Raw genomic sequence first — 25,695 nt, forward strand, 5'->3', positions numbered from 1 at the left:
GCTGGCCCCCTTTCTCTCATAACTCGTGGACAATAAACCCTTCAATATTCAGGTAATCGTAAAAAACTAATTCAAATGACCTTGTTTCTAACATAACCGCCAAAAAGGTCAACGATAATGACCATTACCATAATCACCAGTACATCTAGCGAAACAGATGGATATTGGAAGGTCTGAAAATCGTTAAATAACCGCTGACCAATCCCGCCACCACCAATAAACCCTAGAATGAGTGATGTTCGAATCGCAACTTCAAACCGATAGAAGTAATGGGATAATACATTAGGCCAAATCTGTGGAAGTATGCTGAATAGGGAGACAATCCAACCCTTAGCCCCGACTGCTTTCATAGCCTCTTGGGGGCCTGGATCAGCTGCTTCGATTAATTCCGAAATTAGTTTGCCCAGTACACCGATGTTATGAAGCATGATTGCGATGACAGCTGGGAAAGGCCCAAGTCCAAGCGCTGTCAACAGGATTAATCCAAAAACAATTTCTGGTACAGATCGAATAAAGCTTAAGGATACCCGCCCAAAATGATAAATAAATCGTGAGGGTACTGTGTTCCTAGCGGCTAGGAAACTTAATGGCAAGGCAATCAGCAGCCCGAGCAGACTGCCGAGAAATGCCATGGCCAATGTTTGCAGCGTATCCTTTATGATACCTGATAGGTTTGAAAAGTTCGGTGGAAACCATTGCGACAGGAAATCGATCATGTTGCGAAAATCCTTGAATTTGGATACATCAAATTCTGTCAGCCTCATGCTAATATAAATGAATACTATAAGAAGAATACATGTTAAAATGTTGCGTTTTTTAAACCACACCATGATCAACTCTAATCTTTAATAATTCCTTGTTTAAGGGCTGCTTGCTTAATATTTTCATAATCCTCATTGCTTGCTTTAATGAACCCAGTGGCTCCAAATGCATCTAGAATTTCTTGGTCCTCTATACCGAGGAAGGCTTCCTGCAGCTTGTTAATTGTCTCTTGATCTGTATCTTTGTGCACGGCCCATGGGTATTGAAAGATCTTATCTGATTTCCATATCACTCTAAGTTGTTCTTCATCAATCTTTCCTGATTCGACTAGCTGATTAAAAATAGCACTGTCAATAGCTGCAGCATCGACTTGTTTATTTTGGACGGCTAAAGCAGATGCGTCATGTGAGCCTGTGTAGCGAACAGATTTAAATTTATGGTTTTCTGTGGATTGATAAACCCCGCGCTCCTCTAGTTCGATGGAAGGGACTAAGGTACCGGAAGTTGAATTCGGATCACCAAACGCAAAGGCAACTTCTTCAGGCTTTTGCAGCATCTCGTCTAAGGAGTTCCATGGGTGATCACTATGGGTAATAATGTATGAATGGTAAAAAGGTTCTCCGTCAATTAATTGAGTAATGATTGCTTTCGCGCCGCTTTTTTGATGGGCGATGACATACGTTAATGGCCCTAAATAAGACATATCGATCTTATCGTAGTTCATAGCTTCCACCACACCGTTATAGTCCGGGTAGACTTCCACCTTAACTTCACGATTCAATTTTTCATTAAGAATGGATTGGAGCTTATTCATCGCATTATCCATTGATCCTTCAGTCTGAGCCGGGATGACACCGATTGTAAATGTTTCCCCAGATTGCTCTTCTCCGGATTCCTCCTGGCCGGACTGTTCATTGCCTCCACCACCACATGCTGTTAAAATCAATCCGATACTAAATATGAAAGCTGCCATCAACCACTTTTTCATAAGTTCACCTCATTATTTTTTGGTAGATCGTAATTCTATAAGTGAGTGTTCAAAAAGTTGCCAAATTAGAACGTCGACAAAGATCGTCACATCCTGTGACAAAGTCGACACTAGCACGTCCTGTGCGTCGCAAGAAGTTCGAGGCGCGAAAGTTTTGAGGACCGCAAGCCGTATCCCTTAATACGTGAGGACCGGAAAAACCGAGCAACGAAGAAATTCGCCGTTTATCATTTGGTGACTTTTTGAACAACCTCTATAAAATAAGGACTCAAGTAGAGTCCTTATTTTAAATGACATGGATTCGTCCTTCGTTCCAACTAGTCACTTCACCAATAATAGAAGATTGTACACCGCTATTCGCTAGCTCTTGTTGCAATGCATCGGCTTCAGCTTCAGCTACTGAAATGAGGAGTCCGCCTGATGTCACGGCATCACAAAGGATAAGCTGTTCGATCTCACTGATATTATTATCGTAGTCAATACTTTCAGCAAGCCATTTATGATTCTTACGTGTACCGCCAGGGATGATATTTTGTTCAGCCAGCTCTCTTGTCTTAGACAGAACAGGAACATCTTTATTTGATACGGTTATACCAATCTGACTCCCCTTAGCGATCTCAAGCGTATGACCAAGCAGTCCAAAGCCAGTAACGTCAGTACATGCATTTACCGTGTAGTTTTCCATAGCTTCGGCGGCTTTTTTGTTTAATTCAGCCATAACATTCATGACCTCATCAAGTTCTTCTTTATTGAGCAAATCTTTCTTAATAGCTGTTGTTAGAATTCCCACACCAATCGGTTTGGTTAAAATAAGACGGTCTCCTGGCTTTGCTCCTGCGTTGGCTCGGATGCGTTCCGGATGAATAGTTCCGGTGACAGACAGGCCAAACTTGGGCTCTTCGTCGTCGATGGAATGTCCTCCGACTAATACAGCGCCTGACTCATTGACTTTGTCAGATGCACCAGCCAGGATATCAGCTAAAACACTTTTATCTAGTGTATTAATAGGAAATCCAACAATATTCATGACCGTGATCGGCTTGCCGCCCATTGCGTACACATCACTTAAGGCATTAGCCGCTCCAATTTGGCCGAACATATAAGGATCGTCTACGATTGGAGTGAAATAATCCAGTGTTTGGACTAGTGCTGTTTCATCATTTATCTTATAAACACCTGCATCATCGGATGTATCCAATCCTACAAGTAAATTCGGGTCAGCTACAGATTTCGGTAAATGACGCAAAACTTGCGTCAGGTCTTCAGGACCAATTTTGCAGCCTCAACCACCTTTACTAGATAGGGCAGTTAACTTTATGTTTTCATTTCCAGACATCGTACACTCTCCTTTTCATAAAAGCTTTAAAACAAAGGGATGAAGGGCTCCACGGAACCTGCCGAACCTAGTTCAGGATACTTTTGTAGATCTTAAGAAAATTATCTGCTTCATAGGTGCTCGAATGGTAATCGGCAATGTGTTGTTTAGCCTGCTGTCCAATCTTTTGTTTTATCTCGTTATTATTAATGATTTGTTCACCATAATCAAGAAATTCGTTTGGACTTTTATAAACAAAACCGTTCTTTTGATGTGTAACAATGCTTCGATTGCCTGGATTATTCGATACCAACACGGGTATACCAAACCCCATTGCTTCGATAATAGCGGAAGACTGCCCCTCATCATGAGATGTGTTTAATACAGCATCAGCGGATTGGTAAATCGCTCCCATATTTAGGTGAGGTACTTGACCTAGGTACTCGATCCAATCATGTTGGCGAACGAGTTCTTCTACAGCTTGCCCTTCTTGTTCTTCAATTATTGGTCCAACTAACCAAAGGCGTACCCGCGGGAACTTATCATGCATTTTGCTCATCATCTTAATAGCTTCAGGAACATTTTTTATTTTCCTGATCCCAGCTGGTAAAACAAACAGGAACGTATTTTCTTCTTTTTTAACAGGTGGATTTTCTTTTGGAAAATTACTGTTCCCTTGTGCAATCGTAAAAATTTTATCTTCAACTTCTGACAATTCGTTAGAGATAACCTCTTTCGCTTTGTCGTCAAAAACGTGAATGGCTTTAGCCCCTTTTAATGATGCGAAAACATCTTCCCGCTTTTGTTTATCAAACAAGTCATGATTGAGATCCGTACCTGTGATCGTTACCATATACGGATCTGGCTTCTCGTCTAATTTTTGTATAAATTTATAAAAATGATAAGCATGAAAGCCATGAACAATATCTGCTTCAGGAAGAGTTGTCCACTGCTTCTCGGTGGTCGAAATAATCTCTGTATCCACATCTAGTTTCTCAAGGCTGTTCGCTATACGTTGGACAGTTACAGTGTTTCCTCGTGGTTGATGGAAATTAGGCGAAGCCAATAAAACTTTCATTTACTACCCATCCTTTAGTTCAATAGTACGCAAATAATTGTGTTACTCCTTTTATCTGTACCTTTCCATAACAAAAGATCGTCCAAATGACGATCTTTTGTTATGGAAAGGTACAAACTAAACTACAGTACTGTGCTTATCTTATTATGTATGGCGGGACTGTGTGGGAATCGAACCCACCGGAGACGGCACGCGCCTCCCTCAGGGTTTTGAAGACCCAGGGGGACACCAGTCACCCATCCAACCCCATCTATTTGAACAATCACATTATACACAGAATTTGTTTTTAAATTCAAGAAAATGAATTCCGCTGACAACAATCTATATAACATTGGAAATCGATTAACTTGAACCAGTGTTTGTTCCTTATTAAGATATAAGTAATATGTAAGGAGAGAAGCGGGTGACGATAATGGATGATACGTACTTTACGATTGGTATGGCGGGCCACATTGACCATGGAAAAACAACACTAACGAAAGCCCTGAGTAATGTGGATACAGATCGATTGAAGGAAGAAAAAGAAAGAAGTATTTCGATTGAATTAGGGTATGCCCCATTACAAATAGAAGAAGGTGTTAACCTATCGATCGTGGATGTTCCAGGACATGAGCGGTTTATTCGCCAAATGATTGCAGGTGTTGCCGGGATTGATCTCGTCGTGCTCGTGATTGCTGCCGATGAAGGTGTGATGCCACAGACGAAAGAGCATTTGGAGATACTAGAGTTTCTCGGGATTGAACATTGTATCGTTGCCATTTCTAAAATTGATCGTGTCGATGATGAACTGTTAGAACTCGTTACGGAGGATATTAAAGAGGGGCTTGAAGGAACAATCTTCCGTGATGCCCCATTCGTTTATGTTGATGGTGTATCGGGCAAGGGAGTAGACAACTTGAAGCAGACGATGCTAAGTGAACTAAAGTCAGTTGAAAGTCGTGATGCTTATGGTTCATTCAGATTGCCGGTTGATCAAGTTTTTACTGTACAGGGGCAAGGTACGATCGTCAGGGGGACGGTCTATGAAGGGATTGTTCAAAAAGGGAGTCAGTTAAGGCTGCTGCCAAAAGATCATAAGGTGAGGGCTCGTCAAGTACAAGTTCATCATAAAGACCAAGAGCGGGCACTCGCCGGGCAAAGGACAGCGATTAACCTCGGTGGGATCGATAAAGAGGACATAAGCCGTGGCGATGTACTTGTCGCTTCAGATCATTTTCTAGTTACGAAAAAAATTGATGTTTCCCTAAGGTTTGTTGCCGAGCTGAAAACACCTGTGAACCAACGGATGCCAGTGAAAATCCATGTTGGAACTTCTGAAGTAATGGGGAGAATTGTTTTTTTTGATAGAAATGAAGTGAATAAAACAGGCGAAGAAGTGCTCTGTCAAATTCAATTGGAGGAAGAAGTCGTTGTTCGTCGAGGCGACCGTTTTATTTTAAGGCGTCCAACCCCTGTTGAAACCATCGGGGGAGGCTGGGTAATTCAGCCTCAAGGGGCTAAATATCGTTTTGGCAAAGAAACAATAGCTATGCTGCGAAATAAGAAAGAAAGCACCCCAGAAGATCTGATTGAGGATGTATTGAGCAAGCATGTACTGCTTGATGTTAAACAACTGATTCAACACACCTCATTGGACGAACATGTGGTGAAAGATGCCGTTACTAGAGGACTAGAAGATAGGTATCTGATCGAGGTGAATAGGCAAAAATATAGCTTAACGAAAACTTTTAATAAGCTTAAGGATGAAATGACTTCACAGCTTAAGGATTATCACCAGACCTTTCCAATGAGACTAGGGATGAGTAAAGCAGAGCTTGTTCAGTTGTTTAGTAAAATCTATCAAAAATCGTTTGTCGAATATAGCCTAAATCAATTGGTTGAAGATGGTCATTTACAAAAAAAAGAGCAGTTTGTTTCCTTAGCAGGCTTTTACCCGGATTTACCTAAACAGTGGAAACAGAGGATGCTAGAAGTCATTAATAATCTTGAGAAAGATGGGCTGTCCGTAAAGAAATGGGAGGAGTATGTAACGGGTACACCACTATCGGAAACGGATGCTGACGAGCTGGCTGTTTTCCTTGTACAGACAAAGCAAGCCTATCGGTTCATGGAGGATAGACTTATCCACCAATCAGCTGTTGATGATGGTATAGCGACATTGAATGAGCAAACAGATGACACATTTGGAATTAAAGAGGCGAAAGATATCCTGGATGTATCTAGAAAATATTTGATTCCTTTTTTAGAGTTGTTGGATCAGTTAAAAATCACCACTCGTATAGAAGATAAACGGAAATGGATTAGGAAAGCGTAAAAATTGATAGGGAGGGGTAACGATGAGTTATAAAGTTACGATTGAATTTTGCATGCAGTGAAACTATGCACCAAAAGCCGCAAGTTTTGCGGAACAGCTATTCACTCATTTCCGCACCGAAATTACGGCTATGGAACTGCTCCCCAGTTCGGGAGGGGCATTTGAAATCAGCGTTAATGGTGAAAAAATTTATTCTAAACTTGAAACGAAACAATATCCTGAAGTGAATCAAATGATTGAAGTAATGGAAAAACAAGCGTGACCGTCAACAAGGTGCCTCATGGAATCAATTTTTGAGGCGCTTTTTTAATAGGTAAATCGGTTTCAACAGTGCTTGAAGGTAAAAGAGAAATGATGGAGGCTTGAGGATATGAAACAATATTTACGGCAGCTGCCGCCTGTTCATGAATTACAAAAGCAGGAGCGGTTTGAAAACATCCTAGCTAAATTTGATATCACTAGAGACCAGTTAACAAAATTTGTTCAACAAGAGATTAATGATATACGGGAACAGATCTTGAATAACAATTTTTCACAAGAATTTTTTGAAGGTGGCATAGGGGAAGCTGTTTTTCAACTTACAGAAGGAAGAGTTGAGCAGTGGACCCGAGACCGTTTAACACGTGTCATCAACGGGACGGGTACAGTGTTACATACAAATTTAGGCCGATCACGACTGAGTGAAAAGGCTGTTCAGCATGTGGCAGATGTAGCCCGAAATTATTCAAATCTTGAATATAAAGCAACTGAAGGCAAACGAGGGTCTCGCCATGACATTATTGAGGACCTGCTCAAAGAGGTAACTGGAGCAGAAGCGGCCATGGTGGTTAATAATAATGCGGCGGCTGTTTTCCTCGTATTAAGTGCATTGGCAAAAAATAAAGAGGTCATCGTTTCCCGTGGCCAGCTTGTAGAAATTGGCGGATCGTTTCGTGTGTCATCGATTATGGAAGAGAGTGGTGCTCGATTGGTAGAAGTTGGAACAACCAATAAAACCCACCTGTTCGACTATGAAAAGGCCGTAAGTTGCGAAACCGCAATGATTATGAAAGTTCATACGAGCAATTTTATGACCGTTGGTTTTACAGAATCTGTTGATACGGGAGACCTTGTTGCTTTAAAAAACGAACGGGACTTAGTTTTTTATGAGGACTTGGGGAGTGGATCCCTTTATGATTTTAAACAACATGGAATAGGTGATGAGCCAGTTGTGAAGGAAGTGATTGACTCAGGTGTTGATTTGATTTCTTTCAGCGGTGATAAGTTATTAGGTGGACCTCAGGCTGGTATCATCGCCGGGAATAAGGATCTCATCCAAAAGTTGAAAAAACATCAGTTAGCACGAGTACTAAGGGTGGATAAAATGACATTTGCCGCATTAGAACAAACGTTAAAATCATACGTGTCAGGAGATGTGCCAACCGAAGAACTCCCGACCGTTCGTGATGTTACCCGGTCTCCTGAGGAGATAAAAGGACAAGCAGAAACCTTTATGAATGAGCTGCAAGTCAACACATCCATCTATCAGGTGGACATTGTAGAAAGCACATCTCAAGTGGGAGGGGGACGATGCCTGCTGTTTATCTCCCTACTTTTATTGCTGCTGTCCAGCATGCTTCTCTCCCTGCTCATGAACTGGCGGCTAAATTAAGGGCAAATACACCAGTTATCGTGACACGCATTCAAGATGAACGAGTGTGTGTCGATTTTCGGACCATTGTAAAAGAGGAAATGACGGAGCTTGTGGAAGGGTTTTTAGATGTAGGGATAGAATAGTAGAAATAAGAGTCCAAGTCTTTATGCGAGGAGAATTTGCATGCCAAACTTCGGTAACCAAGTTCAATTTAGCTTGTATCAGACAATGCCTAATCCCGATCCTGAAAGACTTCCCGTCGTTTATGAAGAATGGGAAAAGCGGGCGCGTGAAGTGCTGGAAGATGGCCCCTTCTATTATGTGGCTGGCGGTGCCGGGGGAGAAAGTACGATGCAGGCAAATCTTCAAGCTTTTAATCGATGGAAGATAGTGCCCAGGATGCTTCGTGAAGTGGATGATCGTGATTTAACCGTAGAATTATTCGGCGACACTTATGATTCTCCCTTGATGCATGCGCCCATTGGTGTTCAATCGATCATTCATCCTGATGGTGAGCTAGCCTCTGCTAGAGCTTCTGCTGAAATGGGTGTGCCCTATATTACAAGCTCGGCATCAACAAAGCCTATGGAGGAGATTGCAAAGGCAATGGGTGATGCGCCGAAATGGTTTCAACTGTATTGGAATAAGGATCAAGATGTAACAGCTAGTTTTGTAAAAAGAGCGGAGGCATCAGGATATTCAGCTATAGTCGTCACCCTGGATACGCCGATGATGGCTTGGCGGGAATATGATCTGAAAAATGTATATTTACCCTTTCTAATAGGAGAAGGCGTGGGAAATTACTTCACTGATCCTGCCTTTTGTTCCAAACTTTCGAAGTCTCCTAAAGTGGATCCTGCTTCCGCCATTATGCATTGGGCGAAAACCTTCGGGAATCCAGGGTTAACATGGGATGACATTGCCTTTTTAAGAAAACATACAAGGTTGCCAATTTTGTTAAAAGGAATCCTGCATCCAGATGATGCAAAGCTCGCGTTAGACCATGGGGTTGATGGAGTTATCGTTTCTAATCATGGCGGCCGTCAAGTAGATGGTGCATTAGGGGCCCTTGAGGCGCTTCCGCAAGTCTGTGATGTGATCCAAGATAGAATCCCTGTGCTCATGGATAGCGGAATTCGACGCGGGGCAGATGTCATTAAGGCATTGGCTCTCGGAGCAAAAGCTGTGCTTGTGGGAAGACCATGTATGTATGGTTTAGCTGCAGCGGGAGAACGAGGTGTCAAAGAAGTATTACAAAATATGATGGCCGATATGGATATAACCATGGCACTAGCTGGTGAGAGGTCAGTCAGCGGGCTGGATAAATCAGTACTTAGGGAATCTAAGTAGCTGTGTTTCCTTTAACATGAACAATATGTGCTGCTTTCGTAACATTGTGAACCCTCTCAGAAGTTCCGAGAGGGTCCTGAAGGTTATTAAAGTCAGATGATTTTGGCAGATTGATAGAAAGTGGTAAAATTACTATATCAATTAAGAAGGGGGTCTGCACATGTCCTTACCTTATTTAAGAGAAGCTATACGAGATGGGGATCAAGAAAAGCTGATCCGTTATGTGCGCCTGCATTTTGGTGATGGAAATGAGGAGGTTGGGCGTAAGGAAATTGATCAATCGTGGATTGAAGCGCTCAAACTCTTGCTGGATTCACCTGAGACGGATCGCGAATTTATTTTTGAGACGCTTGAAAATAAGGACGCAGAAACGCTTGCTCACCTCTACTTTCATCTTCATTTTTACTTTTTAAAAAGATCGGAGGAATGGATTCATGACGGAAACCTCTAATCAGATGCGGCCAGGTCTTTGGGAGACAGTGAACGAACGATACCCTGGGTCAATGATTACGAAACAAGACAATGTGAAATTAGCTTCACTATACAAGCCATTGTCAGAGTCGAAGCTAACCTTTGTGAGTTCTGCGGGTGTCCAGCCGATTGGCACAATGCCTTTTGACACGGTTCATCCTGTAGGTGATTATACATATCGGAAGGTACCTTCTGGTTCAAAGCCTGAGGATTTGGAAATCCATCAATTGAAGTATCCGACAGTCGGTGCCAATGAAGACCTTAATGTTATTTTTCCAATTGAAAGACTACAAGAGCTAAGTAACGAAGGAAAAATTGGCGGGTTAACAGAAAACTTCTTTACCTTTATCGGGTATAATATGGATCCAGATCAATTGGAACAGAAATTAGCTGAAGATATTGCAGATGCTGTCGTGAAGGACGATGCTGACCTTGCCTTACTGTGCCCTGCATGACCGATATGACATCAGTCTGTCGCGCTCGTGCAGCGCGCTATAGAACGTAGGGGGATTCCTACAGTATCGATATCAGTAGCTTTAGACGTAACAGAGCATGCCAAGCCGCCAAGGGCCGTGGTCTTACCCTTTATGATGGGGCATCACTTCGGAGTACCGCACCACAAACAACTCCAACGTGACATAATACTTGAAGCCCTTGACCATCTTGTTGAAGCAAAAGAAAGTGGGGAATTAAAATTTCCACCATACAAATGGTCCCAGGCGAGAAAAGAAGGCAAAGCCATTCAAAAATCACTAGAATCAAACTAATCCATTCAAAAAGCCGGGGGGAGCCTCGGCTTTTTTGTTACAATCTTCCACCTCAGGTCATCCATAAAATGGATGACCTGAGGTGGAAGGTGTTACCAGTTACTTTGCGTTGAAGCGGGTTTTTCCATGAACAAAAAGACAGTATCTTCCCGTGGCAGTTGTTTGGTTTTGTACCCCTTATATCCAAGCTTTTCATAGAAAGCGATATTTTTGGTGCTCTTGCTTCCCGTAAATAATTCGAAACGTACATTTTCATATCTGCTTTCAATCTCTTGCATTAATTCCTTCCCGATTCCCCTTCCCTGAAACGCTGGATCAACCATTAATTTCCCAACATGACAGGTTCCGTTTTCCTGGGATGCCCTCACTGAACCGACAATCTCACCATCGAGCACATATTTTAATATAAAGCTGCTCTCAAAATCCTTTTCTACGCTTGATACAGTTTGTTGTAATGGCTGGATGTCGTAATCGTTATATAGTTCAGCCTCACTCCTGTAGGCCTTCTTTTGTATGCGTAAGATTTCTGAGGCATCCTCTGGTTTAGCCTCTAAAATTTCTTTCATAACTAAACGCTCCCTTATCAATTTATCATCGCTCATTTATGGGTTATGAACAAAAAAGCCTGTTCCTTGATGTTTTTAATCACATAGGAACAGACACCAAATGTAGTGTTTTATCGAGCAACTATCCTCTCACCCGTAAAGAATCCAGCGTACTTGATGAAGGGTATTTTACACGATATTTTCGATTAACTGCGTCGATAATAGTTTTTTTAGACTCAGGGTCAAGGCTGGCCTCCTCGCTGACCTCTCCATGAGGAAGCTTAACCTCAAAATCGACATGATTTTGGTTATAACGAATGGTTCCTGAAACGACCATGGTTGAAATCCTCCTATCTAAAGTATTGTTAATCAAGTTTATATGGTTTTTTATTAAATAGGCAAGAGTAACAGTTTCCAAGTCACGGGATAATACTAACGAGTCCTACAAGACATTACCCATCACCTTTCTCTGCCTTTCCATAGAAAGTCTTTTCTCTGCTTTAAAAAGGATAAACTCAAAGAGGTTTTACTATACTATTTGAAAAGGAAAATCCCGAGAACCTGAAGGCCCCGGGATTATCTTAATAATAAATCTAAGCTGCATCAACGTCATTTTTATTTTCATTCGCTTTTGTTTTCCATCCCAATAAGAATAATAGGGCTAGCAATCCCAGTATAGCAATACCAACAATTGTGTTCGACCCAATTAACCGAATGAGATTTCCGAGAACAATTCCTACTACTCCAAAGTCTGCATCTCCAAACGTGGTGCCTTGAAAGCCAAGAGAGCCTAGTACAGGTAGTAATAATGCAGGTAAAAAACTAATCATTACACCATTAGCCATGGAGCCGAAAACAGCTCCTCGCCGACCACCAGTTGCGTTTCCAAAGACTCCAGCGGCAGCACCTGTGAAGAAGTGAGGAACTAATCCGGGAACAATTACACTAAGGCCTAGAAGGGGTAGGAAAAACATACTAACAAGACCAGCAACAAAGCTACAGAGGAAGCCAATAATTACAGCATTTCCTGCAAAAGGGAAGATGGCTGGAGCATCAAGTGCGGGTTTAGCATTGGGAACAACCTTGTCAGCTATTCCTTTAAATGCCGGTACAATCTCTCCTAGTAGCATACGAACCCCAGCTAGAATGATATACACCCCTGCGGCGAATGTAAGACCTTGCATAAAGGCGAACACAAGGAAATTTTGCCCGCCACTTAGTTCTGTTTCAACGAATGAAGGCCCTGCAAACCCGGCAACGACAAAAAATAGGATAACCATCGTTAAAGATACGGATACCGATGTATCGCGAAGGAAACCTAGTGACTTAGGCACTTTAATTTCTTCTGTAGACTTCGAACCTTTTCCTACAGACTTTCCAACACAAGCTGATACAAAATATCCAATGGAGCCGAAGTGCCCTACTGCAAAGTCATCAGAACCTGTGACTTTACGTGTGAATGGCTGAAGCAGTGCTGGTGAAAGCACCATCAAAGCTCCCAGAATAATGGAGCCCAGAATGATTATAGAAGCTCCTGAGAATCCTCCAGTAGTTAAGATAACGGCAATTAGGCATGCCATAAACATCGTATGATGACCTGTTAAAAAGATATATTTAAAAGGACTGAACCGTGCTAAGAGAATATTGACAATCATACCGAACAGCATAATCATCGCTGTTTCTGTTCCGAAGCTTTCTTGAGCTAAGGCAACGATTGCTTCATTGTTTGGAATAACACCATCCACAGCGAATGCCTCATCAAACATACTGCTAAATTGACCCAAGGATTGAACAAGTACACTTGCACCTGCATTAAGAATGACGAACCCCATCACTGTTTTCAGTGTTCCCGATACAACATCTCCGGAATTCTTGCGCTGGACTAGCAGCCCTATCAATGCAAACAGACCTACTAGGATGGCGGGAGTACCTAAGATATCCTTCATGATTAAATCAACCATTTTTATAACCCCCTTAGTTCAAATTTGAATTACAAATTATTTTCTAGTGCCTCACGGAGCTCGTTCTTATCCATTAGGTTTTTAAGTTTGACCACGTTTTTGTTTCCGTCTTCAAGGCTCTCCACAATGTCTTCAGAACCTAAAAATAAATCTGCTTGTTCTGTCTTCGCTGTTGTTAGATCCGTATGAGATACTTCTGCATCTTTCCCCATATCTTTCAGAGCGGCCTTCACATTCATTTCAACGATCATACTGCTTCCTAATCCATTTCCACATACAACTAATACTTTTTTCATTTCAAATTCCTCCTCTTATTTTCTACGCTTGAACATATTGGTTAATCAACTGAATCACACTATCGCTATCGTTTGCTGCAATTAACTGATCAACATTTTCCTCATTTGATAAAACTTCGGTCAGCTGTGCTAATGCTGTTAGATGAGTCTGGTTATCGATCGCAGCCAGTACAATAACCAACTGTGCCCGATGCTTTTCTTTCTCAGAAAAATAGACAGGTTCTTTCAGCCGAAGTAAGCTCATTCCTAAACGTTCTACCCCTGTTTCCGGGCGGGCATGTGGAATGGCAATTCGTGGGGCGATCACGATATAAGGACCTAACTCGTTTACATTTTCAATCATTGCATTAACGTAATGGGAGTGGATAGAATGCTTTTCAATCAACGGTTGAGCAGCAAAGGTAATCGCTTCCTCCCAACTTGACACAGAATCTCTAAATTGAATGGTTTGGTCGGTTAATAATTCATTGAGCATTGGTTTTCGTAACTCCTTTGTTCCGGAGGTTTTGTTCTCCAATAACTGATTTAAGGATCTCCTAAGTTCATCTTTTTCATGAATAGTTGCATGACGCTCTATGACATCCATTACATGGTCGGTGGGATCCTTTGGAAGACCCTTAGAATAGAAAAGCTCATTCATCCGCTTCATAACATGTTCTTTTTCAAGATTGGTCAAAATAGCTGGGACATGTATAACAGGGGTGTTCTTTGGTTTAATAAAATTAGTAGAAAATATAATATCCGCATGATAGTGACCTGACTGATATTCCCTCATAGAAAGAGTAGCTGATACATCTAGTCCTGCAATTAAATTTTCTAGTTGTGTTCGTAGCATGTTAGAAGTGCCTATCCCGTTTTCACAGACAATAATGGCTTTGAACTTCGTTTCTATCTTTTTCTTCTCCTTAGTAAGCCATCCGCCAAAGTGTAAGGTGATATAAGCGGCTTCTTCGTCGGGAATTGGTCGACCAACATAATATTCTAAGTGCATCATGACACGTTTCGTTAAATGATAAATATCCTGATAGTTTTCTTGGATACTATCTGAGAGTTCGTTTGCGATTTGAACGCCATATTTCAGTCGATAATAGGTTGGCTTAATATGTGAGATCAGATTTTCTTCAAGGCCTTGTCTATCGTCAAAAATAACACAAGAATAGGTTTGAAAGTCGGAGATCATCCGTTGAACCACACGTTTCAGTCCTGCTAATTCACGCCTTGTATATCGACTGAAATCATCGTGCTGCACTTTGGACCCAAGAAGGTTCATCGTAATAAAGCAAACTTCATCACTCGGAAAGGTAATCCCCCAAAACTGCTCAAGCTTTTGAGTAATAAGCATGGAAGCTTGATAGGCTTCCGTTTGTTGAAGGACTTCTTCCTCTTCGGAATCCACACGGACGAATTTCTGTAAATGAATCCGTTTTTTAATAATCAATATTTGCAAAGATAATATCTCCACCATTTCGTCGGTGAGAGTCAATCCCATTTCTTCCTCCGCTTCATAAAGAAGACCTTTTACATAATTTCTTTGTTCAGTTTGATTTGAAATGTCATCTGCTTCGGGTTGAATCATTCTATGAACTTTGTTACGAACGTTCCACCATTCTTTATGAGAGAAAATAATGGATAGGACGTCTGAAAGGACCTTTCTTTTGTCTTCCTCAGAGCCATTGAGATCATAGCCCATCCCCTTTTTATAATACAAATGTAACCCTTGTTGCTGAAACTCTTGCTTGATGACTTGGAGGGTTTTAGCCACCGTACCCCGACTCATACTCGTGATTTCCATGAATCTTTCCATAGAGGAATCGTGCTCTTCTAACAAAATTTTAGCCTTAATTAGTAGTTCACGTTCTTGTTTAGATAGTTGGTACTGCCAATCATCAAAACTTTTCACATTATGAATCACTATCTTGTCTTTAGATCGATCAGGTAAAAAGACTCCTTTTCCATGCTTGTTTTCAATTGGATCCAGACCCTGTTCCATTAACCAACTATTGATCTGATCGAGATCGTAGTAAATGGTTCGTTGAGACACTTTCATTTTGTCTACCAATTCCTTTGTTGAAAGGGGAGAGGCAGATTGTTGAATGACGGATAATAAGTGTGCACGTCTTTTATCCAAAACCATGGGGATCCCCCTAATCCGTTACTGTTGTGTAACCTTGCAAAATTATACTAGTTATTTATTGATGATCATCTTATGTCATTATTATAATGCTTATAAGTTGGTGATGTAAGTGGTTTCATTGTGCATAATTTGTATAAGCGAAGTTTGCAAAAATGAATAGATAATTTGACTTAAGTCAATAAATAATAGATATGAAATAAAGTTACCGAACGTTGAAAACAATGAAATTCCTCATTATAATGGATCGGATATTGGAGTTGAAGGTCATGGACGGGATATTTGAAAAGGCAAAAAATTCGATTCTTCCCAATACACAAGAAGCATCTCTTCCATATCTTTATAGGGACGGATAAATGGATTAAGATCAAGTTTTCGAAGGTTATTAGTCAGTGTCTTGATTGTTCGGTCCGATCCGAGTGTTTCGATTTCAAAAAGCAGGTGGAGATTATTTTATTGTAAAAACGAAGGCGATCTAAGTGAAGGTTTAGCTAGATGGTTTTGAATTTGGGGGGAGACTGCAGGAGTTATTGGCAAAAAATCGCCATCATCCATTTCTATTGCCGCTGTTCCATTTGAAGAACATTGCTGTATAGAGGGTTCTTGTCGTTTCAATATCGCCATTAACTAATAAGTGAGGACTTTCTCTAAAATTGGGCACTTATTAGCACAGTAACCGTGTGATGAATCAAGTCAAGGATTTCCCCTACTCTAGCAGTAAGAGGAAATCCTTCCATGCTGAGAAGTAACGTCAACTGAAGTAGCGTAAAAAGAGTAATGCGGGGAGCACCGGAAGCCATGCCGTTTATCGAGGAACCTCAAGAATAATCGTTGTTCCCTTTTCAGGAGTCGAAGATACATCTATATGCCCCTGAACAGACCTCGCTCTCTCCTCCATGCTGACCAATCCAACCCCTCTTGAGATAGAATTACTATTAAAGCCCTGACCATTGTCATCAATCATGACACGGATCATATTACCAAATTCTCGAATACTGACAGATGCTTCTTTTACATTGGCATATTTGCGAATGTTCGTAAGGGCTTCTTGAATAATTCGGTAAATCGCTACTTCGATATTATTTTCTAAACGATGGTCGAGCATGCATTCAAAGACTACGTCTATTTCGTAGTGTTCGGAATATCGATTAATAAAAGAGCGGATGGCTGGGATTAGTCCTAGGTCGTCTAAGACGGAAGGGTGTAATTGCCAGGATATATTACGAACTTCTTGTATCAAATCCGTTGCTTCTCCTGACATTTGCTCAAGCAATGGGTGTTCTGTTTCCGCATTTAAGCGGCTGATAGTAATCAGATGACTGTATAGGTTCTGCCCAATCCCATCATGCAGTTCCCTTGATAACCTTCTTCGTTCTTCTTCCTGCACACTAATAATGCGCGTCAGCGATTGTTTTAGTTCTTCTTCGACACGTTTACGTTCAGTAATTTCTGAGCGAATCGCTAAATATTGATACGGTTTGCCTGATTCATCTAAGAAAGGTACGATGGTCGTGTCCACCCAGTAAGCTGTGCCGTCCTTTGCTCTATTTTTGATTTCTCCTTGCCAGACACCACCTTGCCCAATCGTTCTCCAGAGTTCTTTGAAAAAGGACCGGGGATGGTGACCTGAATTAATAATGGAGTGGTCTTGGTCGAGTAGTTCTTCATGCGAGTATTTCGACACGTGGCAAAATTGGTCGTTCACATACTTGATTTTTCCTTGCTTGTTCGTAATCGCCACAATCGTTGAAGCATCTAAAGCGAATTTCATATCAAGCAATTCACTTAGTACTTTTCTGGGTTCTTCTCCAGAGAGGGCTTGCTCTTGGTTCGGGTGGATCACAAGTAGATCAAAGTTTTTTTCGTATAGATGAAACGTGTTTTTCCGTAAAAATAATGATGTATGCTTGTTTATGTGATGGTGAATGGCGCCTTGCTCCATTCGCTCAAGATTTATTTCAGGCAGCAGTTCCTGAATGCTTTTTCCTATGTGAAACTTCTCTTCAATCTGGAAAAGGAGGAGTGCTTCATTGTTGATGGAAGCAATATGACCGGACGGATCGACGATGACCGTTGCTTCTTCTTTGTTCGGTTTATTTGAATGGTTTAATGCTTTCATGGTCTCCTCCTTATCGATGTTAAATGCTATAGCCGAGCAAGCCTTTCTTGAGGGCATAGGAGACGAGTTCAGGTCGAGTTTTCATTTGCAGTTTCTCCATTAGGTTGCTCTTGTGGGTTTCAACAGTTTTCACGCTAATAATGAGTTTCCCAGCGATTTCTTTATTGGCGTATCCTTTAGCAACAAGGGTTAAAATTTCTTTTTCTCTTTCAGACAGGAGTTCAAACAAGTCTGAGCCGTTGTGTTTTAAATTTCCTAAGTATTCTTCCATCAGTTTTTTTGTTGCCGAGGGGTGCAAGTAGGCATTACCAGTGTTGACGGATTCAATGGCATTGATCAGCTCGTTATGGGGAGCGCTTTTTAATACGCATCCGGAAGCGCCCGTTTGGATCGCACGGAATAAATATTCTTCATCATCATGCATCGTAAGAACTAGAATCGCTGTGTCGGGCAAAAGCTTTTTCAATTCAGATGTGGCAGACAGCCCATCCTTGCCATAAGGCATGCTCAAATCCATTAAGATAACGTCTGGACTCGTTGCTTGAGCCTTTTCGATGCCCTCATTACCTTCAGAAGCTTCTCCGACAACTTCCATATTGTCTTGAGAGTTTAATAGCATTTTTAACCCCATCCTGACAACGGCGTGATCATCCACTAGCAGAACTTTTATCAATGAACACCTCTCCAATCCCCTTCATAAAATTCTTTACTACCTATTTTCAATGATTTTCTTGTAAATGTCTATCATTCTAAGGCCCATACTGTTTAACGTTTAATGACATAGCTTAGTCCGCTAGTATGATCATAAGCACACCACTCATCTTGGCTTTGGGTAACGGCACTCGTTAATGGAATCGCAACAAAGGTCTGGGGGTCAAAGAAGATTCGTAAATGGGTGTGGTCAGGACAAAGTTCTGTTTTTACCAGTTTCTTTTCGAGCCATGGAGGCTGGTCTTCACGTTCGTTTCCGAAGATTCCGACTTGAACAAAAGTAGATAAATAGGGTCCAAGGTCTTCTCTGTCAACGCTGCCCACAGGTGGCACATCCTTCCGTGGCAGGATAGATTTGAAATCGGTAGCCTTGCAGCATTTCCCAAAATGATTGGCATGCATGTTCATCTAGGTATTCTGCAGCTTCACGTTCAGAGGTCCATTGACTCATTCCTTTTACTTCAGCAATAACAATTTCTAATCCTCTGTCAACTCGTGCCTCTAAGTACCAATGGAGACGTTGGCCCTTGAATAATGTGGCAAACATACCGCGGATTTCTTTGGAAAACTCACCAGCTGTCTCTTTTCGTATAAAGCAAAAATCAAGATAGGTCTCATTTTTCATAGGGATGGCTGCCTCCTTTATTTTTATCCCGTTTATAAATAATCAATGCGATTGGGAACAGGATGAGATTTATTGCAGTATAAACGAGTGCTGCTACATAGTTCTCATAGAAATATTGATGGACAGTGAGTTGCATGAACGTGATGTTCAAAAATAAGATCGCGCAAAGGATGATCATGCTGAGATGTCTATGCCTCATAGCGTTTCACCCCGACAGCGTAAACCGAGCCGCCCCTGACAGATAGCTTAACTTCAGGTAGCGGACGTTTTGGCGGTCCGGCTGTGGGTGCACCTGTAGCCGCATCAAATTTACCGTGATGGCATGGACAGATCATTTCCTTTTCTTCCTTCTCCCAGAAAACAGGGCATCGTAAATGAGTACAGGCGTTTTGATAGGCTACATAGTTTGTTTCACTTAATCTTATTAACAGTGCACTATCATGTTCACTTGGGTAAGCAAATTTCACCGAATCTCCCACAAGGATATCCTTCACGTTAACAATCTTCTGGTGGGGGTATTCTTTATCACTTAGCCCCATTAACTCCTTGGCTGCAACGGCTCCCCATGGCAGGGAGGCGACAGCGAACACGCCAGCTGCACCGACGAGTGTTTTCATAAAGCCTCTGCGATCAAGCATCCGCTCCTGATTCCGATTGATATTATGTGTATAATTGTCTTCACTAAATGGTCTTTGGTCATTGTGGTCTTTCATCAAAAAATCCCCCTTAAGAAGGTTGTTCAAAAAGTCACCAAATGATAAGCGGCGAATCTCTTCGTTGGCCTTTTGAAGAGCGTGTGCCCCTGCGTCTACGAGCCTATTCGACCAAGGCAGCAGAGAAGGATATCTTCTGAAGTGGCCTCGCTACTCACGTATCATGAGACAGCAGTGGAACTTCTACTAAAACCATGCACGGTCCTGTGCACAACTTAGAAGTCAGCACGTCCTGTGCAAGTCCGTTCCTTGGAAAAGAAGGGCACTTTTCCTTCTTGCGATGCCAATTCGGGGAAGATTTCCTTGGTGCTCAAAGCTAGGCCGTCTCGACCTTCTTTCTACTAATTTGGAAACTTTTTGAATGCTTACTTAAAACAATTTCTCCGTACCTTGTAAAATGCCAGGCAAGTTGACTTTTACTTCCGTTCTGCCTTCCAGGAACGGCAAACTTGTCACCCATTTCTCATTATCAAGAGCAAACTGTTTCTCTTTTCTCTCAATCTCTTCCTCTGTCAACCACTGCAAGGTGTTGGATGGACAAACACTTGCGCACATAGGAGGAATTCCATCTTTTGTGCGGTCAATGCAGAGATCGCATTTGTACATGAGATTTTGTTCGGTATCAAATTTAGGGATGCCATAGGGACAGGCAATCGTGCAATTTTGACAGCCGATACATTTCTCAACGAGGGCAGATAAGACAGCTCCTGTTTCGTGAATTTGAATGGCTTGAGCCGGACAACTGCGCGCACAAGCTGGATTCTCACAGTGTAAACACATCAGTGGCATCGTTTGGCGATCTACTAGTGGATTTACATCATACACATAATTTCGATTGCGCTGTTCATGCCCACCGCACTGTGTACAGGCGGCAAGGCAGGAACGGCATCCGATGCAATTTTCTAGCTCTATATATAGTCTTTTCTTCATTTAACGCACCTTCTCACTTTCTATTTTCTCAACTTGAGCGGCACAGGCTTTGAACTCTGGCATTTTAGAAATGAGGTCAAGTGCTTGGATTGTTAACAGATTAATTGATTCTTCATGCCCGAAATGATAAGGAACGAATACGGTATCCTCTCGTATCGCTTCGGTAATTTTTACTTGAAAAACTGCTTCCCCGCGCCTTGTGAAAAGAAGAATGTTCTCCTCATGTTCAATCTGATAGTTCTCTGCTGTTCGCGGATGTATTTCTACATAAGGGTCTGGACACATATCGCGCAGAAACTTAATCCGCCGCGTCTGATTACCTGATAAGTAATGATAAACTACCCGGCCTGTCGTTAGCCGCAATGGATAATCCTCGCACGGTTCTTCAGCTGGTGGACGATAAGGAAGGGCGCAAACTTTCGCCTTGCCGTCCGAATGGTAGAACTTCTTGTCGAGGAACATGTGTGGTGTCCCTTGATCTGCTTCATCTTTACATGGCCAAAACACACCGTCTTGTTTGTCAATCTTATCCCACGTTGCCCCGTAATAATCAGCGTATCCCCCCTTAGAGGCTAACCGAAATTCTTCAGCAACGTCTTTAGCTGTTTGTAAATGTGAAAAAAATTTGCCTTTGCTGAGACGTTCAGCGAGCTCCACTTGCATTTGCCAGTCTGGTTTTGATTCACCGATCGGTTCTTGTGCTTTATTTATTTTAATGATTCGGCCCTCGAGGTTCGTGACGGTGCCCTCATCCTCTGACCAGGTCACAGAAGGTAAGATCACATCAGCATACTCTGCAGATTCTGATAAGTAAAAGTCAGCACATACCATGAAATCGAGCTCTTTCAATGCTTTTCTAACAAAATTAAGATTTGGCGCAGAAACAGCTGGATTGGAGCAAAGCAGATAAAGGCCGCGAATCGTTTTTTCATTCATAAGCTCGAACATTTCGTAAGCAGACACCCCTGGCTTTGGCATATCTTCTGGAGTGATCCCCCATACGTTGCAAACTTCTTGCACGTGCTTCGGGTTGGTTAATTTTCGATAACCTGGAAGCAGGTCGGATTTCTGTCCATGTTCACGTCCACCTTGCCCATTGCCCTGCCCGGTAAACGTAGCAACACCGGACTTGGGGCGGCCGATTTTACCAGTGACAAGGGCCATATTTGTGTAGGCAGAGACATTATCAACGCCTTTATGCTGTTGCTCGATTCCACGGGCAAACATTACGATGGCATTCGGGCTTTCCCGTAGATTTCAGCGGCGCGCTTAATTTTTTCTTTGGAAACACCAGTGATTTTACTCGTATAGGCTAGTGTGTATTGTTTAAGGAGAGACTTTGTTTCCTCAAATCCGTTTGTATGGTTATCGATGAACGTTTCATCAACGTAACCGCCTTCTATTAATAGATTTACGATCCCATTGGCTAAAGCTAGGTCTGTGCCAGGTTTTAAATCCAAGTGTAAATCGGCTCTCCGGGCGACCGGTGTTTCACGTGGATCAACAACGATGATATAACCGCCTCTGTCTTGGACAGCCCAGACGCGAAACATTGAAGTCGGGTGACATTCCGCTGTGTTACTTCCGGCGATAAACATGCAATCTGTCTCATGAATGTCAGTCCAGGGTAAGGTCGAACCGCGGTCTACGCCGAAGGACCTTAGGAATCCTCCTGCTGCACTCGACATACAGAAGCGGCCGTTATAATCGATATATCTTGTGCCTAGAGCGACACGAGCGAATTTGCCTGTTAAGTAACATTTTTCATTTGTCATCGAAACCCCGCTAAAAACGGAGAGGCTGTCTTTGCCGTAGGTCGTTTGGAGAGCTGTAAATTTGCGGGCAATCAAGTCATAGGCTTCCTCCCAGCTTGCTTCACGGAATCCCTCTTTTGTCCCTTTAAGTGATGCATCATCACGAATTAGCGGACGCAAGATTCGATCATCATGATTTGTCTGTTGATAGGCTGTTACTCCTTTAGGACACATTTTCCCAACCGTTACAGGCCAATCATATCTAGGCTCTACGCCAATAATCTTGTTCGTTGAGGTATTCACTCGTAAATTCATTCCACATTGCATCCCACAGTAACTGCAGTGTGTTTTCACTAACTTTTCATTAGGATGTCGTACAGTTTCGATATCACGGAAAAATTTATCCCTTTGCATTTTGATTAGCCTCCTTTTTGTTAACTTCATGGGTCGCTATCCCTGAAAAACGGGCAATGCGAAATTTTCTACGACAAGGAGGACATAATTCAGCCAGGTTGTAGCCTTCCTTCATGTCAAAATCAATCGCGTTTGTATGCAAGACATGGATCACATCTTGTGACTGCTCGGTGGAAACGAATTCCGTAGAACAATTTTTACACTTTTTCATTGATTGCTTACTGTAATACTCTCGGTAATTCCTTGCGAAGACACTGAGTGGTCGAAAGGGAATGTGAGCGAGTTTTCCAAATGGCAAATAAATTAAGGTAACAATGACTGAATACTGATGAATGATCGACATCACATAATGTCCTTGACCATGAAGGAATACATTCATAAACGTTAAGGCCAGGCCTGTGATACTAATAAACAGGAGTAGATATAGCGGCAAAAAGTCATAGATAAATTTCTGTTCAGCTCTTGCCTGCATATGTTTCAATCGGCGATACAGCGCCATACATACCCCAATAATGACCATGATGGCTGTGAAATTTAGAGCATTATAAAAGAAAAATGCAAGGATGCCATCTACTTGAACACGCATAATATCCAGGCCGAAAGCAACTACCGTGTAGTATCCATTTTCCTCCATCGTGAAATACATCCAACCAAACACAAGGGGGAAGGTAACAAGGCAGGAAAGAATGACCCCCCAGCCAATTAGGAAATGCTGGGTCCACCGGTAAATTCCGCGATCCCAAATGAATTGGTATGTACCGAGATGGTTCACAGAAGTCTTCGGTGTCGATTTGCGAAAGAGTAGTTTGATTCCTTTTTTAATAAAAATTTTCGTAGGAGGACGCTCTCCCCAAGCAATAAATCGATAAAAGACCCCACCGATAAAAACGAATGTTCCGACCATATATCCATAAAGATTTAGATCGATGTGGGTAAACATCCTTGTTCCAATGTAGACTAGGATAATTAGAAAACTCACGGTGATAAACATGGATTTAGCAAATCTGGACGCAAATGCACGGTTAATGGAGCGGGATTGTTTGCTAGGTGTATGAACGTAAGAATTTTCCATAATAACCTTCCTTACTAACAATTTTTGTTGTTTGCTGCTCTAATGTAAGTATAGGAAAGTGATCTCTTTTTCGTAATCAGGGAAGCTCCCCATTATGAGGAGGGAGAACCCTGATTGTCTTTTGGGGGAAGATAGAATATAGTAGTGGCAAATAAGAGGAGGAGAAGTTTATAGAACGATGATGAAAAGGCCGAGTTGGCCTTTTCGAAGAGTGAGCGCCGATAAACGAAGAGTGAGCGCCGATAAACGAAGAGTGAGCGCCGATAAACGAAGAGTGAGCGCCGATAAACGAAGAGTGAGCGCCGATAAACGAAGAGTGAGCGCCGATAAACGAAGAGTGAGCGCCGATAAACGAAGAGTGAGCGCCGATAAACGAAGAGTGAGCGCCGATAAACGAAGAGTGAGCGCCGATAAACGAAGAGTGAGCGCCGATAAACGAAGAGTGAGCGCCGATAAACGAAGAGTGAGCGCCGATAAACGAAGAGTGAGCGCCGATAAACGAAGAGTGAGCGCCGATAAACGAAGAGTGAGCGCCGATAAACGAAGAGTGAGCGCCGATAAACGAAGAGTGAGCGCCGATAAACGAAGAGTGAGCGCCGATAAATGAAGAAGCGCGATTCACCTGAGATCTTTTCTCCTTGTGAAAAGAGTCGTATAATAAAAAGTGGATTAAAGAGAGAAGCGGGTGTAGTGATCATGGGTAGCAGAGGAAGTCTAAAAACAATGAATCCGGCGTCGGGAGCGATCATTATGGCGATTGGGATATTTTTATTTGCCCCGATTGACGCCTTCCCCTTCTTGCATCATGTGCTGGGAGGGGTTCTCGCGGTAGGGCTGGCTTTGATTGGCTTAAACATTTATCAAGGGCTCACAAGGCAGTTTTTTGATCGGAATTTTCTAATCCCCTTTTTGAAAAATCCTGTGAACTCTTTTACCATGGGGACTTGGATTGCTGGAATGTCAGTTATATGCAATGTATTAGTAAAATACTATCCGTCCATAACGTTGGTCGTGCAGATCATTGCTGGTGTGAATACGGTTCTTTGGCTGCTTTTCTTAGTGAGTTGTGGGTATAACTTCAAACAGTTAGTTGCTCGTCCAACGAGTCATGCCACTCACGGTGTTGTCTTGTTATCGACGGTGGCTACGCAGTCGATAGTGATTGTCTGGGTGAATTTATTTCCTTTCTTCCCGGATGTTTTAATTAATGTGGTGATGGGGCTTGGATTCATCTTTTACCTTTGTGGATTCATTTTAATTGCTGTCCGATATGGCAAAGAGACTGAATGGACATTGGCTGATCATTGGACGAATACCAACTGTATCATTCATGGAGCATTATCGATTTCAGGGTTAGCCCTCGTTACAGCGAATATAGGTACTCCCCTATTTTTAATGATCTTTTGGTTGATTGTATTTGGTTTACTGTTGGTGATTGAAACAATAGAAGTCACACGGGCCGTGAAAAGAGTCCATCGATTAGGTTGGAGAAAAGGTTTATTTACGTACAATATTAGTCAGTGGTCGCGGAACTTTACGTTTGGCATGTTTTACGCATTTTCGATGACCATGCATAATAATCCTCATTATATGAACGTGTTATATAATTTTCATGAGAAATTTCTGGCGATTTGGGCGTGGATTGTACTTATTGTTCTTATTGCAGAAATTGTCCTTTGGGCTGATTCAAAGTGGAGTCTTTTTGGTGGGAAAATGAAGGAGAAGGCCATATAAGCTTTTCTCCCG

The 25,695-nt window shown here is 42.1% G+C and carries 24 protein-coding genes, 1 tRNA gene and 3 pseudogenes; 9 read left to right on the top strand and 19 right to left on the bottom strand.

Annotation, left to right across the window (positions count from 1 at the left end; genetic code table 11):
• Positions 1-71: 71 nt before the first annotated feature.
• From phnE to MUO15_RS14555, 5 genes are all read right to left on the bottom strand, one after another.
• A complete protein-coding gene (phnE, locus tag MUO15_RS14535; protein WP_245036038.1) occupies positions 72-827 on the bottom strand; it encodes a phosphonate ABC transporter, permease protein PhnE in 756 nt (251 codons plus the stop codon).
• Positions 828-838: 11 nt separating this feature from the next.
• On the bottom strand, positions 839-1,750 hold the full coding sequence (gene phnD / locus MUO15_RS14540; RefSeq protein WP_245030231.1) for a phosphate/phosphite/phosphonate ABC transporter substrate-binding protein: 912 nt from the start codon (positions 1,748-1,750) through the stop codon (positions 839-841).
• Positions 1,751-2,036: 286 nt separating this feature from the next.
• On the bottom strand, positions 2,037-3,086 hold the full coding sequence (selD, locus tag MUO15_RS14545; protein WP_245030233.1) for a selenide, water dikinase SelD: 1,050 nt from the start codon (positions 3,084-3,086) through the stop codon (positions 2,037-2,039).
• A gap of 67 nt (positions 3,087-3,153) precedes the next feature.
• On the bottom strand, positions 3,154-4,143 hold the full coding sequence (locus MUO15_RS14550) for a glycosyltransferase (RefSeq protein WP_245030235.1): 990 nt from the start codon (positions 4,141-4,143) through the stop codon (positions 3,154-3,156).
• A 151-nt stretch (positions 4,144-4,294) separates the two neighbouring features.
• Positions 4,295-4,391, bottom strand: a tRNA-Sec gene (locus MUO15_RS14555).
• 164 nt (positions 4,392-4,555) lie between these two features.
• On the opposite strand from MUO15_RS14555, the gene selB reads away from it, so the two are divergent.
• The 7 genes and pseudogenes from selB (at position 4,556) to MUO15_RS14585 (ending at position 10,678) form a co-directional block, all read left to right on the top strand.
• Entirely contained in the window at positions 4,556-6,457 is a 1,902-nt protein-coding gene (gene selB / locus MUO15_RS14560; protein WP_245036039.1) for a selenocysteine-specific translation elongation factor, read from the top strand.
• 73 nt (positions 6,458-6,530) lie between these two features.
• Positions 6,531-6,719: pseudogene (locus MUO15_RS22195) on the top strand (Rdx family protein); the annotation flags it as partial.
• A gap of 108 nt (positions 6,720-6,827) precedes the next feature.
• A pseudogene (gene selA, locus MUO15_RS14565) lies at positions 6,828-8,233 on the top strand (L-seryl-tRNA(Sec) selenium transferase).
• A 40-nt stretch (positions 8,234-8,273) separates the two neighbouring features.
• Entirely contained in the window at positions 8,274-9,440 is a 1,167-nt protein-coding gene (locus tag MUO15_RS14570; protein WP_245030237.1) for a lactate 2-monooxygenase, read from the top strand.
• A gap of 160 nt (positions 9,441-9,600) precedes the next feature.
• Positions 9,601-9,891 carry a hypothetical protein gene (locus MUO15_RS14575; protein ID WP_245030239.1) on the top strand — a complete coding sequence of 97 codons (291 nt, stop codon included), beginning with the start codon at positions 9,601-9,603 and terminating at the stop codon, positions 9,889-9,891.
• Positions 9,875-10,366, top strand: a complete 492-nt coding sequence (locus tag MUO15_RS14580; protein WP_245030240.1) for a glycine/sarcosine/betaine reductase selenoprotein B family protein — start codon at positions 9,875-9,877, stop codon at positions 10,364-10,366. The genes MUO15_RS14575 and MUO15_RS14580 overlap by 17 nt, the downstream gene beginning before the upstream one ends.
• 27 nt (positions 10,367-10,393) lie before the next feature.
• A complete protein-coding gene (locus tag MUO15_RS14585; protein ID WP_245030241.1) occupies positions 10,394-10,678 on the top strand; it encodes a hypothetical protein in 285 nt (94 codons plus the stop codon).
• A 92-nt stretch (positions 10,679-10,770) separates the two neighbouring features.
• On the opposite strand, the gene MUO15_RS14590 is transcribed toward MUO15_RS14585, so the two are convergent.
• From MUO15_RS14590 to MUO15_RS14655, 14 genes and pseudogenes are all read right to left on the bottom strand, one after another.
• The gene (locus MUO15_RS14590) at positions 10,771-11,244 is read right to left on the bottom strand and encodes a GNAT family N-acetyltransferase (protein ID WP_245030242.1); all 474 of its coding nucleotides are present in this window, start codon (positions 11,242-11,244) and stop codon (positions 10,771-10,773) included.
• A 121-nt stretch (positions 11,245-11,365) separates the two neighbouring features.
• Positions 11,366-11,560, bottom strand: a complete 195-nt coding sequence (locus MUO15_RS14595; protein WP_245030243.1) for a hypothetical protein — start codon at positions 11,558-11,560, stop codon at positions 11,366-11,368.
• Positions 11,561-11,816: 256 nt separating this feature from the next.
• The gene (locus MUO15_RS14600; RefSeq protein WP_245030244.1) at positions 11,817-13,184 is read right to left on the bottom strand and encodes a PTS ascorbate transporter subunit IIC; all 1,368 of its coding nucleotides are present in this window, start codon (positions 13,182-13,184) and stop codon (positions 11,817-11,819) included.
• A 29-nt stretch (positions 13,185-13,213) separates the two neighbouring features.
• Positions 13,214-13,480, bottom strand: a complete 267-nt coding sequence (locus MUO15_RS14605; protein WP_244755292.1) for a PTS sugar transporter subunit IIB — start codon at positions 13,478-13,480, stop codon at positions 13,214-13,216.
• Positions 13,481-13,502: 22 nt separating this feature from the next.
• Positions 13,503-15,614 carry a BglG family transcription antiterminator gene (locus MUO15_RS14610; RefSeq protein ID WP_245030246.1) on the bottom strand — a complete coding sequence of 704 codons (2,112 nt, stop codon included), beginning with the start codon at positions 15,612-15,614 and terminating at the stop codon, positions 13,503-13,505.
• 802 nt (positions 15,615-16,416) lie between these two features.
• Positions 16,417-17,730: a PAS domain-containing sensor histidine kinase gene (locus tag MUO15_RS14615; RefSeq protein ID WP_245030248.1), complete on the bottom strand. Its 1,314-nt coding sequence runs from the start codon at positions 17,728-17,730 to the stop codon at positions 16,417-16,419.
• A gap of 19 nt (positions 17,731-17,749) precedes the next feature.
• Complete coding sequence (locus MUO15_RS14620) at positions 17,750-18,403, bottom strand: response regulator transcription factor (protein WP_305853249.1); 654 nt, start codon at positions 18,401-18,403, stop codon at positions 17,750-17,752.
• Positions 18,404-18,495: 92 nt separating this feature from the next.
• Complete coding sequence (locus MUO15_RS14625) at positions 18,496-18,765, bottom strand: hypothetical protein (RefSeq protein ID WP_245030250.1); 270 nt, start codon at positions 18,763-18,765, stop codon at positions 18,496-18,498.
• The gene (locus MUO15_RS14630) at positions 18,752-19,066 is read right to left on the bottom strand and encodes a hypothetical protein (protein ID WP_245030252.1); all 315 of its coding nucleotides are present in this window, start codon (positions 19,064-19,066) and stop codon (positions 18,752-18,754) included. Before MUO15_RS14630 ends, MUO15_RS14625 begins: the two co-directional genes overlap by 14 nt.
• On the bottom strand, positions 19,056-19,265 hold the full coding sequence (locus MUO15_RS14635) for a hypothetical protein (RefSeq protein ID WP_245030254.1): 210 nt from the start codon (positions 19,263-19,265) through the stop codon (positions 19,056-19,058). The genes MUO15_RS14630 and MUO15_RS14635 overlap by 11 nt, the downstream gene beginning before the upstream one ends.
• Positions 19,255-19,779: a Rieske 2Fe-2S domain-containing protein gene (locus MUO15_RS14640; protein WP_245030256.1), complete on the bottom strand. Its 525-nt coding sequence runs from the start codon at positions 19,777-19,779 to the stop codon at positions 19,255-19,257. Before MUO15_RS14640 ends, MUO15_RS14635 begins: the two co-directional genes overlap by 11 nt.
• A gap of 369 nt (positions 19,780-20,148) precedes the next feature.
• Positions 20,149-20,709 carry a 4Fe-4S dicluster domain-containing protein gene (locus MUO15_RS14645; protein ID WP_245030258.1) on the bottom strand — a complete coding sequence of 187 codons (561 nt, stop codon included), beginning with the start codon at positions 20,707-20,709 and terminating at the stop codon, positions 20,149-20,151.
• Positions 20,710-22,877, bottom strand: a pseudogene (locus tag MUO15_RS14650) (molybdopterin oxidoreductase family protein).
• Complete coding sequence (locus MUO15_RS14655) at positions 22,864-23,904, bottom strand: hypothetical protein (protein ID WP_245036041.1); 1,041 nt, start codon at positions 23,902-23,904, stop codon at positions 22,864-22,866. The pseudogene MUO15_RS14650 and the gene MUO15_RS14655 overlap by 14 nt, the downstream one beginning before the upstream one ends.
• A gap of 223 nt (positions 23,905-24,127) precedes the next feature.
• On the opposite strand from MUO15_RS14655, the gene MUO15_RS14660 reads away from it, so the two are divergent.
• Together MUO15_RS14660 and MUO15_RS14665 are read left to right on the top strand one after the other, a co-directional pair.
• Positions 24,128-24,556, top strand: a complete 429-nt coding sequence (locus MUO15_RS14660) for a hypothetical protein (protein ID WP_245030260.1) — start codon at positions 24,128-24,130, stop codon at positions 24,554-24,556.
• Positions 24,553-25,683 (top strand): TDT family transporter, encoded by a 1,131-nt coding sequence (locus MUO15_RS14665; RefSeq protein WP_245030262.1) that lies wholly within the window; start codon positions 24,553-24,555, stop codon positions 25,681-25,683. Before MUO15_RS14660 ends, MUO15_RS14665 begins: the two co-directional genes overlap by 4 nt.
• Positions 25,684-25,695: the final 12 nt, after the last annotated feature.

The sequence above is a fragment of the Halobacillus amylolyticus genome (assembly GCF_022921115.1).
Taxonomy (GTDB): Bacteria; Bacillota; Bacilli; order Bacillales; family Halobacillaceae; genus Halobacillus_A; species Halobacillus_A amylolyticus.

Bases quoted from the DNA above. Each gene is read 5' to 3' on its own strand.
- MUO15_RS14600 (WP_245030244.1), bottom strand. From the start codon at position 13,184: ATGGTTGATTTAATCATGAAGGATATCTTAGGTACTCCCGCCATCCTA.
- MUO15_RS14580 (WP_245030240.1), top strand. From the start codon at position 9,875: ATGACGGAAACCTCTAATCAGATGCGGCCAGGTCTTTGGGAGACAGTG.
- MUO15_RS14660 (WP_245030260.1), top strand. From the start codon at position 24,128: ATGATGAAAAGGCCGAGTTGGCCTTTTCGAAGAGTGAGCGCCGATAAA.
- MUO15_RS14550 (WP_245030235.1), bottom strand. From the start codon at position 4,143: ATGAAAGTTTTATTGGCTTCGCCTAATTTCCATCAACCACGAGGAAAC.
- MUO15_RS14635 (WP_245030254.1), bottom strand. From the start codon at position 19,265: ATGAGGCATAGACATCTCAGCATGATCATCCTTTGCGCGATCTTATTT.
- phnD (WP_245030231.1), bottom strand. From the start codon at position 1,750: ATGAAAAAGTGGTTGATGGCAGCTTTCATATTTAGTATCGGATTGATT.
- MUO15_RS14570 (WP_245030237.1), top strand. From the start codon at position 8,274: ATGCCAAACTTCGGTAACCAAGTTCAATTTAGCTTGTATCAGACAATG.
- MUO15_RS14645 (WP_245030258.1), bottom strand. From the start codon at position 20,709: ATGAAGAAAAGACTATATATAGAGCTAGAAAATTGCATCGGATGCCGT.
- MUO15_RS14605 (WP_244755292.1), bottom strand. From the start codon at position 13,480: ATGAAAAAAGTATTAGTTGTATGTGGAAATGGATTAGGAAGCAGTATG.
- MUO15_RS14640 (WP_245030256.1), bottom strand. From the start codon at position 19,779: ATGAAAGACCACAATGACCAAAGACCATTTAGTGAAGACAATTATACA.
- MUO15_RS14615 (WP_245030248.1), bottom strand. From the start codon at position 17,730: ATGAAAGCATTAAACCATTCAAATAAACCGAACAAAGAAGAAGCAACG.
- selB (WP_245036039.1), top strand. From the start codon at position 4,556: ATGGATGATACGTACTTTACGATTGGTATGGCGGGCCACATTGACCAT.
- MUO15_RS14665 (WP_245030262.1), top strand. From the start codon at position 24,553: ATGAAGAAGCGCGATTCACCTGAGATCTTTTCTCCTTGTGAAAAGAGT.
- MUO15_RS14610 (WP_245030246.1), bottom strand. From the start codon at position 15,614: ATGGTTTTGGATAAAAGACGTGCACACTTATTATCCGTCATTCAACAA.
- MUO15_RS14590 (WP_245030242.1), bottom strand. From the start codon at position 11,244: ATGAAAGAAATTTTAGAGGCTAAACCAGAGGATGCCTCAGAAATCTTA.
- MUO15_RS14575 (WP_245030239.1), top strand. From the start codon at position 9,601: ATGTCCTTACCTTATTTAAGAGAAGCTATACGAGATGGGGATCAAGAA.
- MUO15_RS14630 (WP_245030252.1), bottom strand. From the start codon at position 19,066: ATGAAAAATGAGACCTATCTTGATTTTTGCTTTATACGAAAAGAGACA.
- MUO15_RS14595 (WP_245030243.1), bottom strand. From the start codon at position 11,560: ATGGTCGTTTCAGGAACCATTCGTTATAACCAAAATCATGTCGATTTT.